The 15,833-nt window shown below is 75.2% G+C and carries 15 protein-coding genes; 6 read left to right on the top strand and 9 right to left on the bottom strand.

Annotated features, from left to right (window positions below; translation table 11 throughout):
- The first annotated feature begins 14 nt into the window (after positions 1-14).
- Genes ABD160_RS07105 through ABD160_RS07095 form a run of 3 tightly spaced genes read left to right on the top strand, consistent with a single transcriptional unit; the run spans position 15 to position 2,676 of the window.
- Positions 15-617, top strand: a complete 603-nt coding sequence (locus ABD160_RS07105; protein ID WP_344019638.1) for a phosphatase PAP2 family protein — start codon at positions 15-17, stop codon at positions 615-617.
- Positions 614-2,035, top strand: coding sequence for a sensor histidine kinase (locus ABD160_RS07100; protein WP_344019636.1), 1,422 nt, complete (start codon positions 614-616; stop codon positions 2,033-2,035). Before ABD160_RS07105 ends, ABD160_RS07100 begins: the two co-directional genes overlap by 4 nt.
- A complete protein-coding gene (locus tag ABD160_RS07095) occupies positions 2,032-2,676 on the top strand; it encodes a response regulator (protein ID WP_344019634.1) in 645 nt (214 codons plus the stop codon). The genes ABD160_RS07100 and ABD160_RS07095 overlap by 4 nt, the downstream gene beginning before the upstream one ends.
- On the opposite strand, the gene ABD160_RS07090 is transcribed toward ABD160_RS07095, so the two are convergent.
- Genes ABD160_RS07090 through ABD160_RS07080 form a run of 3 tightly spaced genes read right to left on the bottom strand, consistent with a single transcriptional unit; the run spans position 2,663 to position 7,709 of the window.
- The gene (locus ABD160_RS07090; RefSeq protein WP_344019632.1) at positions 2,663-4,411 is read right to left on the bottom strand and encodes an ABC transporter ATP-binding protein; all 1,749 of its coding nucleotides are present in this window, start codon (positions 4,409-4,411) and stop codon (positions 2,663-2,665) included. The two genes, ABD160_RS07095 and ABD160_RS07090, sit on opposite strands and share 14 nt — an antisense overlap.
- On the bottom strand, positions 4,408-7,023 hold the full coding sequence (locus tag ABD160_RS07085; protein WP_344019630.1) for an ABC transporter ATP-binding protein/permease: 2,616 nt from the start codon (positions 7,021-7,023) through the stop codon (positions 4,408-4,410). Before ABD160_RS07085 ends, ABD160_RS07090 begins: the two co-directional genes overlap by 4 nt.
- A complete protein-coding gene (locus ABD160_RS07080) occupies positions 7,023-7,709 on the bottom strand; it encodes a TetR/AcrR family transcriptional regulator (protein WP_344019628.1) in 687 nt (228 codons plus the stop codon). Before ABD160_RS07080 ends, ABD160_RS07085 begins: the two co-directional genes overlap by 1 nt.
- 108 nt (positions 7,710-7,817) lie before the next feature.
- On the opposite strand from ABD160_RS07080, the gene ABD160_RS07075 reads away from it, so the two are divergent.
- Positions 7,818-8,108 carry an ArsR/SmtB family transcription factor gene (locus tag ABD160_RS07075; RefSeq protein ID WP_344019626.1) on the top strand — a complete coding sequence of 97 codons (291 nt, stop codon included), beginning with the start codon at positions 7,818-7,820 and terminating at the stop codon, positions 8,106-8,108.
- The gene (locus tag ABD160_RS07070; protein WP_344019624.1) at positions 8,105-8,497 is read left to right on the top strand and encodes a VOC family protein; all 393 of its coding nucleotides are present in this window, start codon (positions 8,105-8,107) and stop codon (positions 8,495-8,497) included. Before ABD160_RS07075 ends, ABD160_RS07070 begins: the two co-directional genes overlap by 4 nt.
- On the opposite strand, the gene ABD160_RS07065 is transcribed toward ABD160_RS07070, so the two are convergent.
- The 6 genes from ABD160_RS07065 to ABD160_RS07040 form a co-directional block, all read right to left on the bottom strand.
- Positions 8,494-9,405: a phosphotransferase gene (locus tag ABD160_RS07065; protein ID WP_344019622.1), complete on the bottom strand. Its 912-nt coding sequence runs from the start codon at positions 9,403-9,405 to the stop codon at positions 8,494-8,496. The two genes, ABD160_RS07070 and ABD160_RS07065, sit on opposite strands and share 4 nt — an antisense overlap.
- A gap of 29 nt (positions 9,406-9,434) precedes the next feature.
- Positions 9,435-11,348 carry a S9 family peptidase gene (locus ABD160_RS07060; protein WP_344019620.1) on the bottom strand — a complete coding sequence of 638 codons (1,914 nt, stop codon included), beginning with the start codon at positions 11,346-11,348 and terminating at the stop codon, positions 9,435-9,437.
- 72 nt (positions 11,349-11,420) lie between these two features.
- Positions 11,421-11,855 (bottom strand): SAM-dependent methyltransferase, encoded by a 435-nt coding sequence (locus ABD160_RS07055; protein WP_344019618.1) that lies wholly within the window; start codon positions 11,853-11,855, stop codon positions 11,421-11,423.
- Between the two features lie 68 nt (positions 11,856-11,923).
- Positions 11,924-12,247, bottom strand: a complete 324-nt coding sequence (locus tag ABD160_RS07050) for a DMT family transporter (protein WP_344019616.1) — start codon at positions 12,245-12,247, stop codon at positions 11,924-11,926.
- A 2-nt stretch (positions 12,248-12,249) separates the two neighbouring features.
- Positions 12,250-14,205 carry a S9 family peptidase gene (locus ABD160_RS07045; RefSeq protein ID WP_344019614.1) on the bottom strand — a complete coding sequence of 652 codons (1,956 nt, stop codon included), beginning with the start codon at positions 14,203-14,205 and terminating at the stop codon, positions 12,250-12,252.
- A gap of 68 nt (positions 14,206-14,273) precedes the next feature.
- The gene (locus ABD160_RS07040; protein WP_344019612.1) at positions 14,274-14,990 is read right to left on the bottom strand and encodes a MerR family transcriptional regulator; all 717 of its coding nucleotides are present in this window, start codon (positions 14,988-14,990) and stop codon (positions 14,274-14,276) included.
- A gap of 139 nt (positions 14,991-15,129) precedes the next feature.
- Between ABD160_RS07040 and ABD160_RS07035 the strand changes: the two genes are divergently transcribed.
- Positions 15,130-15,801, top strand: coding sequence for an Ltp family lipoprotein (locus ABD160_RS07035; protein WP_344019610.1), 672 nt, complete (start codon positions 15,130-15,132; stop codon positions 15,799-15,801).
- The last annotated feature ends 32 nt before the right edge of the window (positions 15,802-15,833 follow it).

The raw sequence follows: 15,833 nt of genomic DNA, 5'->3' as shown, positions 1-15,833 counted from the left end.
GCGAGGGTGCGGCCGTGCCACCGATCCCCGACGTCCCCGACGCGAGTGCCGCCGCACTGGCCCGGATCCTCGCCCTGCTCACCGGTGCGCCGGACCGGACCGGGACGGTGGTCGCGCTGGCCGGTGAGCTGGCGCTGCTGGCCGTCGTGGCCGGGTGGACGTGGCTGTGGTGGCGCGGCCGCCACAGCGGCCCGGCGACGACGGCGACGGTGCTCGCCGTGCCGGTCGCCGCCGTCATCGCCTGGCAGCTGAACGAGCTGCTGAAGGACGCCTTCGCAGTGGACCGGCCGTGCCGGCTGCTCGCCGGCTTCCCGGCCTGGGGGGTGTGCCCGGATCCCGGGAGCTGGTCGTTCCCGAGCAACCACGCGACGGTCGCCGGCGCGCTCGCGGTCGGCGTGCTGCTGGTGGCGCTGCGGCTGGGGGCGCGGACCGTGGGCGCGGTCGCGGTGCTCTGCGGGCTCGCCGCGGCCGGGTCGCGGGTGCTGGCCGGGGCGCACTTCCCGCACGACGTCGTCGTCGGGTTCACGCTGGGTGGCATGGTGGCGTTCGTGACCCTCACGCTCGTCGGGACGCTCGCCGCACGCCTGCGACCCGGCCACCCCGCGGTGCGCCGGTGAGCGAGCGCGGCGCCGCGATCGGCGCCGGGGTGGTGCTCGCGTCGGCCTGCTGGCTGGTGCTGTGGCTGCTCCTCGGTGCCCGGGAGAGCCTGTTCGCGGCGACCGCGCTCGCGCCCCTCGTGCTGGCCGCCGGCGGGATCGCCGGCCGCTTCGGGGACCGGCACTCGGCCTGGTTCCCGGCGCTGGTCCCGCCCGCCGGGGCGGTCGTCGCCCACGCCGCGACCGGCGGCGTCGACACCGCGCTGGCCGCCGCGATCGGGCTCGGCGTGCTGCTGTGGTGCCCCTGGCTGGTGGGCCGCTGGTTCCGGGAGCGGGCGGCGCTGGGCAACGCGGGCTGGCGGTTCGCCGCCCAGTGGGAGGAGCAGGCCCGCACCGCCGAGTACGAGGCCCGGATGCGCGAGCGGGCCCGGCTCGCCGCCGGCATGCACGACCTGGTCGGGCACGACCTGGCGCGGGCCGCGCTGCGGCTCGGCGCGCTGGAGCTGGACCGCGACCTGCCCGCCGAGGCCCGGCGCGGCGTCGGCGAGGCCCGCGAGCAGGTCACCGCGGCCGCCGAGCACCTCGCGCAGGCGGTGTCCGCGCTGGGCGCCGACCGGGCCGCGCCGACCGGCGGCGGTGTCGACGTCCGCGCGGTGGTCGACGGCGTGCGGACGGCGGGCCGCGCCGTCGAGCTGGTCCCGGCCGATCCGGCGCCCGCCCTCGACGGCGCCGACCCGGAGGTGTCCGCGCTGGTCGAGCGGGTGGTCCGGGAGGGACTGACGAACGCCGTCAAGCACGCCGGGGACGCCCCCGCCGAGGTGTCCATCGTCCGCCGCGACGGCGGGATCGGCGTCGTCGTGCGGACCAGGGGGGTGCGCACCGGCCCGGCGGCGCCGGGCTCGGGCAGCGGCCTGTCCGGGCTGGCCGCCGAGACCGCCGCGCTCGGCGGGACGCTGGAGCACGGCCGGTCCGGCGCCGACCACCTGCTCACCGTCCGGCTGCCGGTGCGGCCCCGCACCGGCGACGCCGGCCTGCCCGCGGTGGAGGCGGCCCGGCGGGTCGCGCTCGGCGCGGTGCGCCGCTCCCGCAGCACCGCGGTCCGCGGGATCGCCGCCGCCTTCGCGGTGTCGGTGCTGCTGGTGTCGGCCTACCGGGTCGCCGACGCGACGACGTCGGTGCTGCCCGCCGACACCTTCGACGCGCTCACCGCGGGCACCGAACGGGCCGCCGTCGAGCACGTGCTGCCGATGCGCACCCGCACCGACGGCACCGGCATCCCGCCGCCGCCGGGCGCCTGGTGCGAGTACTACAGCGTGGCCGTCGACCCGTTCGGCACCAGCGCGGCGGACCTGCGCCGGCTCTGCTGGGCCGACGGGGTGCTGGTCGGCAAGGACCTGGTCGTCCGGTCCGGGACCGCTCGGGGCACCATCGGGACATGACCCGGGTGCTGCTGGCCGACGACGAGGCGGTCGTCCGGGTCGGGGTGCGGGCGGTGCTGGCCAGTGATCCCGGCATCGAGGTCGTCGCCGAGGCGGGCGACGGCCGGGAGGCGATCGAGCTGGCCACCGCGCACCGGCCGGACGTCGCGGTGCTGGACGTCCGGATGCCCGGCACCGACGGGCTGGACGCCGCCGCCGAGATCACCCGCCGCGACCTGGGCTGCGCGATCCTGGTGCTCACCACCTTCGCCGACGACGACTACCTGGTCCGGGCGCTCGCCGACGGCGCGGGCGGGTTCGTGCTCAAGACCGGCGACCCGCGGGAGATCGTCGACGGGGTGCGCGCGGTCGCCGCCGGCGGCGCCTACCTGTCCCCGCGGATGGCCCGCCGGGTGCTGGATCTCTACGCCCGCCGCCGCCCCCGGATCGGCCGGGCCGCGGTGGACGCGCTGACCGGCCGGGAGCGGGCGGTGCTCGGCCTGCTCGGCGCCGGCCTGTCGAACGCCGAGATCGGCCGGGAGCTGCACGTCGTCGAGGGCACGGTGAAGGTGCACGTCAGTGCGGTGCTGGACCGGCTCGGCGTGCGGAACCGGGTGCAGGCGGCGATCGTCGCGCACGAGCACGGCCTCATCCCGGAGTGACGGGCTCGCCCCACCGCCAGGCCGAGCGCTGCTCCTGGTGCCGCCAGAACTCGGCGAACCGGCCGCCCGCCGCGCGCAGCCCGGCGACCGTGCCGTCCTCGACGATCCGGCCGTCCTCGACGAACAGCACCCGGTCGGCGTGCCGGATGCTCGCCAGCCGGTGCGCGACGATCACCCGGGTGCGCGGATGCGGGTCCGCGCCGAGCGCCGCGACGACGGCGGTCTCGTTCTCGGTGTCCAGCGCGCTGGTGGCCTCGTCGACCAGCAGCACCGGGGCCGGTTTGAGCAGCGCCCTGGCGATCCCGATCCGCTGGCGCTCGCCGCCGGACAGCGCCGTGCCGGCCTCGCCGACGCGGCTGCGGTCGCCGTCGGGCAGCCGGGCGACGATCTCGTCCACCCGGGCGGCGCCGGTCACCGCGGCCAGCGCCGCCCGGTCCGCACCGGGGGCGCCGACCAGCACGTTGTCGCGCAGCGTCCCGTCGAACAGGTACGGGTCCTGGAAGACCATCGACACCAGTGCCCGGCGGCCGTCGGCGTCGAGCTGGGCGACGTCGGTGCCGCCGACCCGGATGCTGCCGCGGTCGGGACGGTGCAGCCCGGCGAGCAGCGCCAGGATCGTGCTCTTCCCGGAGCCGGACGGGCCGACGATCGCGGTGGTGCTGCCCGGTTCCAGGGTGAGGTCGAGCCCGTCGAGCACCGGTGGGGTGTCCGGCCGGTAGCCGAACCGGACGCCGTCGAACTCGATCCGGGGTGCGCCGGCGGGCAGCGGCCCGCCCGGCCCGGCCGGGTCGGTGGGCGCCGCGAGCACCGCGCGGATGCGGGCCAGGGTGCTGCGGGTGGTGCCGATCCCGCCGGCCAGGCCGGCCAGCGCGTCGAACGGTTCGAGGAAGCGGGCCAGCACCACGATCAGCGCGACCGCCTCGGCGGCGGACAGGGTGCCGCGCACGGCGAGCAGCGTCGCCGTCCCGGCCAGCGCGACCAGCGCGACCTGCGCGGCGATCCCGAACAGCAGCTGCCCGGGCAGGTGGAACAGCAGCAGCCGCAGCGTGGCGCCGTGCTGGGCGGCGAGCGCCCGGCCGACCTCGCTGCGGGCCGGATCGACCCGCCGGGCCGCGCGCAGCGCCTGCTGGGTTCGGGCGAACTCGACCAGCCGCTCGGTGAGCTCGCGATGGGCGGCGGCGGCCTCCTCGTCGGACCGGCGGGTGATCCGGCCGGACGCCCACAGCGCGCCCAGCAGCACCGGCACCGCCGCGGCGGCGGCCAGGCCGAGCGGCCAGGCCACCCAGAACAGGGCGACGGCGATCGCCGCGGGCAGCAGCACCGCCGAGGCCAGCGGCGTCACCAGGTACACGACCAGGCCGACCAGCTCCGGGCCGCCGGAGCCGATCGAGGCGCGCGCGGTCGCGGTGTTGCCGGCGTCGAGCCAGCCGAGCCGGATCCGGGTCAATCGGTCGGCCATCGCGTGCTGGGTGCGGTCGAGCAGCGCGAAGCCGATCCGGAACCCCAGCCGGGCGACGACGACGTCGGTCACCCCCCCGCCGACGGTGACCGCGGTGAGCGCGGCCAGCCAGGGCAGCGCGGCCGCCGGGTCCGGCCCGAACAGGGCGCCGACCAGCGGCACCAGCAGCACCGCGGCGGCGGCCCGGAGCAGCACGGTGAGCAGGGTGAACGCGGCGTGCGCGACGACGGTGCGCCGGCGCTGCGGCGGCAGCAGGGACAGCAGCGCGCGGATCACCGGTGCGCCTCCTCGGTGACGTTCTCGGTCACGGACACGGTGGAACCGGACTCCCAGAGCCGGCGGTAGCGCCCGTCCGCGGCGAGCAGCTCGTCGTGCGTGCCGGTCTCGACGATCCGGCCGCCGTCGAGCACGACGATCCGGTCCACCCCGGTGACGGTGTGCAGCCGGTGCGCGACGACGAGCACGGTGCGGTCCCGGGTGAGCCGGTCGATGGCCTGCTGGACGAGGAACTCGGACTCCGGATCGGCGAACGCGGTGGCCTCGTCGAGCACCAGGACCGGGGTGTCGGCGAGGATCGCCCGGGCGATCGTGATCCGCTGGCGCTCGCCGCCGGAGAGCGCGACGTCGTCGCCGAGCACCGTGTCGTAGCCGCGCGGGAGCTGCTGGATCCGGTGGTGGATCCGGGCGTCGGCCGCGGCCCGCTCGACGGCCTCGTCGGACGCGCCGGGCACCGCGAGTGCGATGTTGTCGCGCACCGTGCCGCGCACCAGCTGGGCGTCCTGCAGGACGAACCCGACCCGGGCGTAGAGCTGGTCGGCGGTGAGCGAGCGGACGTCGTCGCCGCCGACCCGGATCGCGCCGGAACCGACGTCGTGGAAGCGGGCGAGCAGCGCGGCCAGGGTGGACTTGCCGGAGCCGGACGGGCCGACCAGCGCCGTCACCGTCCCGGGTCGCAGGGTGAGCGTGATGTCCTCGAGCACCGGGACGCCGGGCCGGTAGCCGAAGCCGGCCCGGTCGAACTCGACGACGCCGGGCCGGGCGTCCCGGGTGTCGCCGGGCAGCGTGGCGAGCTCCGGCTCGTCCAGCGCGACGGCGATCCGGCGGGCCGCCGCGCGGCCCTCCCGGATCCCGGCCAGGCCGTAGCCGATGCCGAGCAGCCGGGCACCGAACGTCGTGCCGAGCAGCAGGAACGGCAGCAGCGCCAGCGGGTCCAGCGCACCGGCGACGACCATCGGGACGCCGACGGCGAGCACCAGCCACAGGAAGGTACCGGGCCGGGTCGCCACCTCCATCACGGTGCGGGCGCCGATGAACGGCCGCTGCCAGGCGTGCAGGAAGGCGAGGTACTCGTCGAGCCGGTGCCGGAACGGCGACGCGGCGGTGCCGCCGAACACCCGGATCACCGGCTGGCCGGCGAGGAACCCGCCGGCCTCACCCATCATCCGCTCGGCCCAGCGCAGCGCCTGCGGGATCCGGGTGCCGGAGGCGGCCATCATCGACGCGGTCGCGCCGACGTAGACCAGCACCGGCACGAGCAGCACCAGCGCGAGCCGCCAGTCGACGGCGAACAGGTACACCAGCACGGCGACCGGTGCGACGACGGCGGCGACCGCGTCCGGCACCGCGTGCGTCACCAGGTGGTGCAGGGTGAGCGTGTCGCCCTGCACCAGGTTGGACACCGATCCGGAACCGCGGGCGGTGAACCAGCCCAGCGGCAGCCGGGACAGCCGGTCGAGCAGCCGCCCGCGCACGTCCCGGGCGAACCGGGCGTCGACCAGGTGCAGCCACAGCGCGAGCAGCGCGGCCAGCGCGGTGCCGATGCCGAGCAGCACCAGCGCGGCGATCCCGAGCGACCACAGCTCGGCGGCGGCCGCGCCGCCGAGCAGCCGCCGGGCCAGCTCGACCAGCAGCAGGAACGGCGCGAGCTCGACCAGCGTGACGACCGCCTGCAGCACCCCGGCGACGACCAGGGTGCGGCGCAGCGGGGCGAGCAGCCGCCCGGCCGCGGCCGCCCGCCAGCGGCCGCGCGGGGCCGGGGTGTCCGGCGCGATCGGCGGCGCAGCCCGGTCCGGCGGGATCGGCGGCGCAGGCCGATCCGCCGGCGCAGCCCGGTCCGGCCGGCTGTGCGGGGCCGATGTCGGGTCTGCGCGCTGCGAGCCCATCGCCCGGCCCTGCACCCAGTACGCCTGGGCGTGGATCTCGGACTTCGGGAACCCGAAGCCGTCGCGCAGCCGGCCGCGCAGCGCCTTGAGCGACGCCGACTCCGGCGCCACCCAGGCGTACCAGTCCGACCAGTCGCGGTCCTCGATCGCGGCGGCGAGCGACCCGGATCCGGCCCGCGGTACCCGGTGCAGCCGCAACCGCGGGTGCGACCCGAGCGGGACCAGCCGGTCCTCCGGGTGCGCCTCCTCCAGGTACAGCTCGACCGGGACGTCGGCGGGCACCGCGCCGAGGATCCCGTTGATCGCCGGGACCGACGCCGGGTCGCCCACCAGCAGGTAGCCCGCGGGCGGGTCCGGCGGCACGGTGAACGGGGCGGACCCGAGCACGACGGCCGGCACCGTGTCGCCGGCCGCGGCCCGGGACGCCCAGCGCGACGCCGGCCCGGCGGGCTCGTGCAGCAGCACGTCGATCGCGAACGTGCCGGCGGCGGGATCGGCCGCGCTGAGCGTGTAGGCGCGCTGGTGCTCGGCGGTCCCGCCGTCCGGGTCGGGGAACCAGAACCGCAGCCAGGAGGTCGGGCCGGGGGTGAGCTCGTCGAACAGGGTCGGTGAGGTCATCGCGATCCGCACCATGTGCGGTGCCACCCGCTCGGTGCCGGTGACCGTGGCGAGATGGTCGCGCGCGCCGAGTCCGCGCAGCATCGCGCCCTGGAAGCCGCGGGCCATCAGCGTGCCCGGTGCGGGTCGAAGCCGAGGGCGGCCATGGTCTCGGCGACCGGACGGTCCGGGCGGATCTCGGCGAGCAGGCCGCGGATGCAGGCGGTCATGATCATGTGGAAGTAGTCCTCCATGGTGATCTCGGGCAGGCCCGGTGGGGCGGCGGTGAGGCCGTCGTGCAGGGTCCGGCTGCGTTCGGCGAGCCGGGCCAGCCCGGGCGAGTCCCGCAGCCGGGTGGTGTGCAGCTCCTCGACGGCGGCCCGGCCGATCGCGAGCCCGGCGACCGAGCTCGCGAGCACCGAGCCGAGGTGCGGCGGGTAGCCGCGCCGCCCGAGCGCGTCGATCTCGGCGGCCAGCAGGGCCGCGCCGGACTCGCCGCGCGGGAAGAGGGTCTGCAGGTAGGTGGCGGTGCCGGGGTGGGCCAGCACGAACTCGCGCAGGGCCGCGGCGAACCGCAGCAGGTGGCCCGCGGCGTCGTCGGCGGGATCGTCGGGGATGTGCAGCTCGGCCAGCAGGGACTCGCCGACCAGCGTCTCCAGCCCGATCCGGCCGTCGACGTGCCGGTACAGCGCGGCCGGGGTGACGCCGAGTGCCTGCGCGACCCCCTGCACGGTGAGCCCGTCCAGTCCCATCTCCCGCCCGGCCCGTTCGATCTGCCCGATCGTGATCCGGGGCGGGCGTCCGCCCGTCCGCATCGCACCCACTCTGTTAGGCCACCCTTTGTTATGGGCGTAACTTATAGCGCCGACGCGATCGCGGCAAGCCTTGACAGGCAAGCCGTGACTTGCCTATAAAGGTGCACCGTGGAGGCGGACCTGTTCCGGGCGATCGGCGACCCGACCCGCCGGATCATCCTGGACGAGCTGACCGAGCGGGATGGTCAGACGCTGTTCGAGATCTGCGGACGGCTGACCATGAAGCACGGCCTCACGTCGTCCCGGCAGGCGGTCTCGCAGCACCTCGCGGTGCTGGAGCAGGCCGGGCTCGTGCACACCCGCCGGCAGGGCCGGTACAAGTTCCACCACATCGACACCGGCCCGCTGCGCGCGATCGTCGAACGGTGGCCCATCGACCGAGAGGAACCGGATCCATGATCCGCATCATCGTCACCAGCGTCTTCGTCGACGACCAGGCCAAGGCGCTCGCGTTCTACACCGACAAGCTCGGCTTCGTGACGAAGACCGACCTGCCGGCGGGGGAGTACCGCTGGCTCACCGTCGCCTCCCCGGCCGACCCGGGCGGCGTCGAGCTGCTGCTCGAGCCGGACGGGCATCCCGCGGTGCGCCCGTACAAGGAGGCCCTGGTCGCCGACGGGATCCCGGCCACCCAGTTCGCCGTCGACGACGTGTACGCCGAGGTGGAGCGGCTCAAGGGGCTCGGCGTGCAGTTCACCCAGGACGCGACCGATCTCGGGCCGGTGGTCACCGCCGTGCTCGACGACACCTGCGGCAACCTGATCCAGATCGCCACCATGAAGGTCTAACCGGCCGCCCGCCACTGCTCGAGCACCGGGACCAGGTAGTCGGCCAGCACCGGCAGCTGCGGGGTGAGCGCGAGGGCGGCGATCGCCCGCAGCGTCCCGACGGCGTCGACGAACGCCACCACGTCGTCGTCCAGCGGGCGCAGGCTGGCCCGCCGGGCGCCACGCTCGTAGGCCGACCGCAGCTCCGGGCCCAGGGTCGCCAGGTCCCACTCGACCGGGCCCGTCGTGACCAGCTCGAAGTCGGCGAACAGCGGCCCGTCGGTCCCGGCGAAGATGTTCGCGGGCGGCGAGTCGCCGTGCACCGGGCGGACCTCGACGCCCGGGAACGCCCGCTCGAACGCGGCCCGCGAGTGCACCAGCGGCTCCAGCTCCTGCCACTCCCGGCGGGCACGCTGCACGTCGTCGGCGGTGAGCAGGTCGCCGCGCGCGGCGAGCTGGTCGAGGGCGTCCGGTACGTGCCGCGGCTCGTCGGAGGTCAGGAACGGCAGCGGCCCCGGGTACCCGTGCAGCGCGGCGTGCAGGTCGGCGACGCGCTCGGCGTTCGCCGCGTAGTCGGGCTCCGCGGCCCGGTCCTCCTCGGTGAACTGCCAGAACGTCATCGAGAACCCGCCGCGCCGCACCGGCTCGCGCGGCACCAGCGGGCTCGGCGGGATCACCGGCGTGCCGCGCTCCGCGAGCCACCCGGCCACGTCCAGCTCCGCCCGCTGCCGGCCGGCCAGGATCTCCGGCGTCGTCGAGTGCGGGAGGACGACCGGGATCCGGGCCACCACGGGTGCCGGGGCGAGGTGCACGACCACCGAGAACAGGTCGTGCAGCACGGCGGCGTCGGTCACCGCGAGCCCGAGCCCGCGGGCCGCCCCGACGGCGGCGTCGAGGGCGGCCGAGGTGCGTGCCGGGTGATCACTCATGGGGTGATCGTTCCATCCGGCACCGGCGGCTACTCCGCGCGGCGCCCCCCGAGGTGCTCGGCGAGGTGCCGCTCGGTCGCCTGGTGCAGCAGCACCTGGTTCTCCGGGTTCTGGAAGCCGTGCCCCTCGTCGTCGGCGACGATGTACTCGACCGGCACCCCGCGCTCGCGCAGCGGCGCGACGATGTTGTCGGACTCGGCCTGCACCACCCGGACGTCGTTGGCGCCCTGCGCGACCAGCAGCGGCGTGCGGATCCGGTCGACCATGGTGATCGGCGAGCGGCGGCGCATCTCGGCCAGCTGCTCCGGGTCGTCCGGGTCGCCGACGTAGGCGATCCAGTTGTTGGTCATGTTCGCCCGGACGAACGGCGGCAGCGTCGCGAGGAAGTTCGCCAGATCGGAGATGCCGACGTAGTCGACGGCGGCGGCGAACGTGTCCGGGGTGACCGTGACCCCGACGAGTGCGGCGTACCCGCCGTACGAGCCGCCGGCGATCCCGAGCCGGGCCGGGTCGGCGTAGCCCTGCGCGACGGCCCAGTCGACGGCGTCGATCAGGTCGTCGTGCATCGCCCGGGCGAACTCGCCGATCGCCGCCGTGATGTGCCGGCGGCCGTAGCCGGTGGAGCCGCGGAAGTTCACCTGCAGCGCGGCGTAGCCGCGGTTCGCCAGGAACTGCACGGTCCGGTTGAACACCCAGGTGTCGTGCATCCACGGCCCGCCGTGCACGAGCAGCACCAGCGGCAGGTTCGACGGCTCGACGCCGACCGGCAGGGTCAGGAACCCGTGCAGCGGGAGGCCGTCGCGGGCCGGGAAGCTCACCGGGGTGGTCGGCGCGAGATCGGCCGGGTCGACCGGCCGGTACTGGAACAGCAGCCGGGCGTCACCGGTGGTGTGGTCGTAGAACCAGCTCGTCCCCGGCTCCCGGTCGCCGGCGAAGGTGGCGACCCAGCGCAGCCCGTCCAGGTCGGACGACACGGTCTCCAGCACGCCGTCGGACAGCTTCTCCAGCGCGGCCTGGACCTGCGCGAAGTGCGGGTCGAGCGGCACGATCCGCGGCCGGTCGCCGGTGAAGCGGGCGGCGATGACCTCCCCGGTGCGCCGGTCGGCGAACACGGTCGGGGGCATGGTCTCGGAGATCGAGCTGAGGGTGTCCAGGCTGTGCCCGTCGACGGCGGCCACCACGGTCAGCTCGCCGGTGTCCCGGTCGAGCCGCAGCAGCCGCAGGTCGTCGGACCCGTGGTAGTCGGCGAGCAGGGCGCCGGTGCCGTCCGGGAGCGGGGAGAGGAACAGCCCCACCGGGTGCTCGGGGCCGCCGGCCCGGTGCAGGATCCGCCGCTCGCCGGTGTCCGGATCGGCGGCCGAGATCTCGTAGGTGCCGTCGGCCGCCCGCGCGACGTGCCAGGTGGCGCGGCCGGTCCGGTCGACGAAGAACATGTCGGCCGGGTCGGTCCGCTCCACCAGCGGGGTGGTCGCACCGGTGGCCAGCTCGATCCGGAAGACGTCGACGAACAGCGGCCGCGGGTTCATCCAGGCGATCACGGTGCCCGGCACCGTCGTCTCCGGGTCGACGGCGAACACCCGGGAGCCGGGCTCCAGCGGGGTCAGGTCGACGGCCGGCTCGTCCGGCCGGTCCAGGTCGACCCGGTAGAGGTGCCAGTCCTCGTTGCCGTCGGTGTCCTGCAGGTAGAGCAGCCAGCGCGGGTCGTCGGTCCAGTGGTAGGTGGAGATGCCGCGCCGGTCGTCGTGGGTGACGAGGACGGCCTCGGAGTGGTCCTGGTCGACGCCGCGCACCCAGACGTTGCGCCGGCCGAGGGCCGGGGCGAGGTAGGCGACGCGGGTGCCGTCCGGGGAGATCGACGGGGACGAGAACTCCGGGTCAGCGAAGAGCGCCTCGACGTCGATCAGCGCCGGCCGCTGGTCCGTGGGGCGTCCGGTCACGCTCATGCTGTGCTCCGATCGTGGGGTCGTGAGGACCATCGGACAGCATGCCGCTGCGGCACGGTCAAGTCCGGCGGGTCAGCCGATCGGGGGCAGCCGCAGCTCGCGCAGCGGTGCGCCGCCGTCGACGAACAGCCGTCCCCGCGGCGTCAGGACCGCCGCGATCCGGTCCAGCGCGATCCGCCCGGCCGCCGGGTGCCGGCCGTCGAGGGCGCCGACCCGGACGGCGAACGCCAGGTCGAACGGGGCCTCGCCGTCGGCGGGCAGCAGGTCCTCGACGGCGACCTGCCGGACGCTCATCAGCCCGGCGCCAATCTCGGCGGCGGCGTTGCGGCGGGCGAGGGCGACGCTGCGCGCGGAACGGTCGATCATGAGGACGTGGCCGTCGCCGATCCGCCCGGCGACGGCCCGGGCCGCGGCCCCGGGGCCGCCGCCGATCTCGAGCACCCGCATCCCCGGCCGCAGCGGCAGGGCGTCGACGATCGCGGCGAGCCGGGTGGACAGCGGGCTCATGCCGGGCCGGTCGCGGTCGTCGTCACGCCCGCGATCAGAGCAGCACGGCGCCGCGCGGTCCACCCCGGTCAGTGCGCGGCACCCAGCTCCAGCGCCAGCACCCCGGCGATGACCAGTCCGATGCCGCCGAACTGGACGGGGGTGAGCGCGTCACCGAGGAAGACCGCACCGATGATCGCGACCAGCGCGACGCCGGCGGCGGCCCAGATCCCGTAGGCGACGCCGACCGGCACCCCGGCCTTGAGCACCTGGGACAGCAGGCCGAACGCGCCCAGGTAGCCGATCACCACCAGGACCGACGGGACGAGCCGGGTGAAGCCCTCGGACAGCCGCAGGTTGATCGTCGCCATCACCTCCAGCACGATCGCGCCGGCGAGCAGCAGGTAGGCCATGCTCAGACCTCGCCGGCGACGCGTCCGCCCAGGTGACGGGCCAGGAACCGCTCCAGGGTGCGGTACAGCTCGATGTTGCTGTCCGGGTTGACGAACCAGTGGCCCTCGCGCTCGTTGAGCAGGTACTCGACCTCGGCACCGCGGGCCCGCAGCGCCTCGACGACCCGGTCGGAGTTGCTGCGGTGCACCCGCAGGTCGTTCGCGCCGTGCACGAGCAGCACCGGTGCGGTGATGTCGTCGACCCGGGTGATCGGCGACCGGGCGTACATGTCGGCCTCCTGCTCCGGGACGTCCGGGTCGCCCATGTAGCGCAGGAAGCTGTTCACCAGGGAACGCCGGGCGAACGGCACGACCCGCCTGGTGATGTCGACGAGATCGGACATGCCGGTGTAGCTGATCGCGGCGGCGAACCGGTCCGGGGTGAACGCGGCCCCGACCAGCGCGGCGTAGCCGCCGTAGGAGCTGCCGTAGATCGCGACCCGGTCGCGGTCGGTCCAGCCCTGCGCGATCGCCCAGTCCAGGGCGTCGATGACGTCGTCGTGCATGCGGCCGGCGAACTGCCCGATCGCGGCCTGCATGTGCGCCTTGCCGTAGCCGGTGGAGCCGCGGAAGTTGACCTGCAGCACGGCGTAGCCGCGGTTGGCGAGCAGCTGCACCTCCGGGTCGTAGGTCCAGCTGTCCCGGTACCAGGGTCCGCCGTGCAGCAGGACGACCGTCGGCAGGTCACGGTGTCCGGTCCCGGGCGGCAGAGTGAGGTGGCACGGCAGGTCGATGCCGTCGCGGGCGGTGATCGTGACCGGGGTGACCGGGGCGAGCCGCGCCGGGTCCAGGTGCGGGAAGGAACGGAACAGCCGTCGGGCGGTGCCGGTGCTGTGGTCGTAGAACCAGGTCGCGCGGTGGTCGCGGTCGTGCGTGAAGTCGACCACCCAGCGCAGCCCCGCGGTGTCGCAGGTGACCTGGGCCAGGTCACCGTCGGACAGCTCGGCCAGCCGGGGCAGCACCTCGGCGAAGTGCGGGTCGAGCGGGTGGATCTCCTGGCGGGCGCCGAGGTAGCGGGCGCCGAGCAGCTCGCCGGTGCCCGGGTGCACGATCAGCGGGGCCGGGTAGCGCGGATCGGCCGTGGGGCGCAGCACGTCCAGGTCGAACACCGGGTGGCTGTCGACGCCGTGCTGCTCACCGGTGTCGAGATCGATGCGGACCAGCCGCATCCGGTCCGATCCGCGCACCGAGCCGGTCCACAGGCCGGCCCCGTCCGGGGTGGGGACGGTGGGGAGGATGCCGAAGGGCTGGTCGTACCCGGAGATCCGGCTGATCACCCGGGGCTCGCCGGCGTTCCAGTCGGACAGCAGGTGGGTGCCGTCGTCGTCGAGGCCGAAGGCCACGATGCGGCCGGACGGCGTGCGCATCCAGCCGAGGACGTCGCCGGGGTTCTCGGCGACCGTGGTCAGCCGGCCGGTGTCCAGGTCGAGCTCGTGCAGGTCGATCAGCTCGGGGCTGCGGGCGTTGAACTGGACGAGCACGGTCCCGGGATCCGGGGTGTGCTGGGTGCCGACCACCCGGGCCCCGTCGACCGGGGTGAGATCGACGGCGGGCTCGCCCGCCCGGGCCGGGTCGACCCGGTGCAGGTGCGCGTTCTCGTCGCCGTCGGTGTCCTGCAGGAACAGCAGGTACCGGGAGTCGGCGCTCCAGAAGAACGTCTCGATGCTGCGGTGGTCGTCGGCGGTGACGCGGCGCGACGCCGGGTCGTCCACCGCGGGGGTCTCCGGCCAGTCGCCGTCCAGGTCGCGGACGAAGACGTTCAGCCGGTCCCGCCACGGGGCGAGGTAGGCGACCTTCGTGCCGTCCGGGGAGAGCTGGGCGTTGCTGCGGGCGGGTGGGCCGAAGAACTCCTCGACCGTGATCAGCGGGGTGGCGGGTGGCGCGGTCCGTGGTGCTGCGGTCTGTGGTGTCGTGGTCACGCCCACGAGTTCAGACCCGGACGTAGCGTCGGACTCAAGCCCGGCGATGGTGATTCACGCCACAGTGGTCAGCGCGTCAGCCGCTGCTCGACCAGGCGCAGCACGCGGTGCTGCACCGGCCGCAGGTTGTGCCCGCTCAGCTCGTCCAGCAGCGCCGATGCCCGTCCGTCCAGCCCGGACAGGCTGTCGATCCGGGTCGCGATGTCGTCCAGCTGTGCGGCCAGATCGTCGACCAGCGCGGTGACGACGTCCTCGGGGGTGTCGGAGTCGAGCGCGTAGAAGCGCGCGCTGAGCCGGGCGCTCGCCACGCCGCCTGCGCCGAGCAGCGCGACGAGATCGGCGTGCCCGGACTCGTCGAGCAGGTGCCCGAGCAGCAGCAGCTGCTCGTGTTCGTAGCGCACCATGCCGGCCTGCAGCTGCTCCGGCGCGGTCCGCAGCGCCGCCAGCTCCGGCGGGAGATCGGGCGGGGCGCCGGTGCGGCGCAGCACGGCGATGCTGTCGCGCCGGGCCGTCAGACGCTCGATCTCGGCGGTGGCCTCCCGGTCGAGCTCGTCGAGCAGCCGCTGCGCGGCCGCCGGATCGTCCAGCACCGCCGGCACCTGCGAGAGCGGGACGCCGAGCGCGGTCAGCCTGCCGATCCGCAGCAGCCGGACGAGATGGCCGACGTCGTAGTGCCGGTAGCCACCCGACGAGCGCGGCGGCTCGGCCAGCAGGCCGATCTGGTGGTAGTGCCGCAGCGTGCGGACGGTGACGCCGGCGAGCTCGGCGAGTTCACTGCTCTGCAACGGGCCGCTCCTTCGACCCGGCCAGGGTACGCACGAACCGGGTGCCTCCGGTGATCCCGTGCGGCGCAGGGCCTCCACAGTTCTGATGATCGGGTGCGGCGGATTGCAACACCCCGTCTTCTCCTGCGACACAAGCGCTGTGACAACTCCGCAGGCCCCGCAGGGCCCCTCCCGGGACATCCCGTCCGACCAGTACCCGATGCACGGTCAGATCCCGCAGCAGTGGGCCCCGACCTACGCCTACCCGCCGCCGCAGCCGCCGCAGCCCCCGGCTCCGAGACGACGGCGGAAGTGGCCGTTCGTCGTCGGCGGCGCCGCAGCGCTGATCGTCGTCGTCGCCGCCGTGTCGGGCACCGACGACGGTCGCACGGAGCCCACGGCGGCAGCGGCTCCGACCTCCGCGCCCGCCGTCGCCCCGTCCACGCCGGTCGTCGTCCCGCCGGTGGTCGAGGCGCCCGCACCGAGCAGCGTCGTATCCGCCCCGGAGACGTTCGCCGCGGCAGAGCCGGCCGCACCCGCCCTGTCGGTGAGCCGGCAGAACGCGATCCGGTCGGCCGAGAGCTACCTCGACTTCAGCGCCTTCTCCCGCCAGGGGCTGATCGACCAGCTGGAGTTCGAGGACTACTCCACCGCCGACGCCACGTACGCCGTCGACAACGTGACCGTGGACTGGAACGAGCAGGCCGCGAAGTCCGCGAAGAGCTACCTGGACTTCACCTCGTTCTCCCGCGGGGGGCTCATCGACCAGCTGGAGTTCGAGGGCTTCACCCGTGCGCAGGCCGAGCACGGCGCGAACTCCGTCGGGCTCTGAGCTGCTGCGGTCCGCGGTCGTCACCCCTCCGC

The organism is Pseudonocardia kongjuensis (assembly GCF_039526905.1).
In the GTDB taxonomy this organism is placed as follows: Bacteria; Actinomycetota; Actinomycetes; order Mycobacteriales; family Pseudonocardiaceae; genus Pseudonocardia; species Pseudonocardia kongjuensis.
The sequence above is the reverse complement of the archived record's forward strand: the minus strand, read 5'-3'. Positions and strand labels throughout refer to the sequence as shown.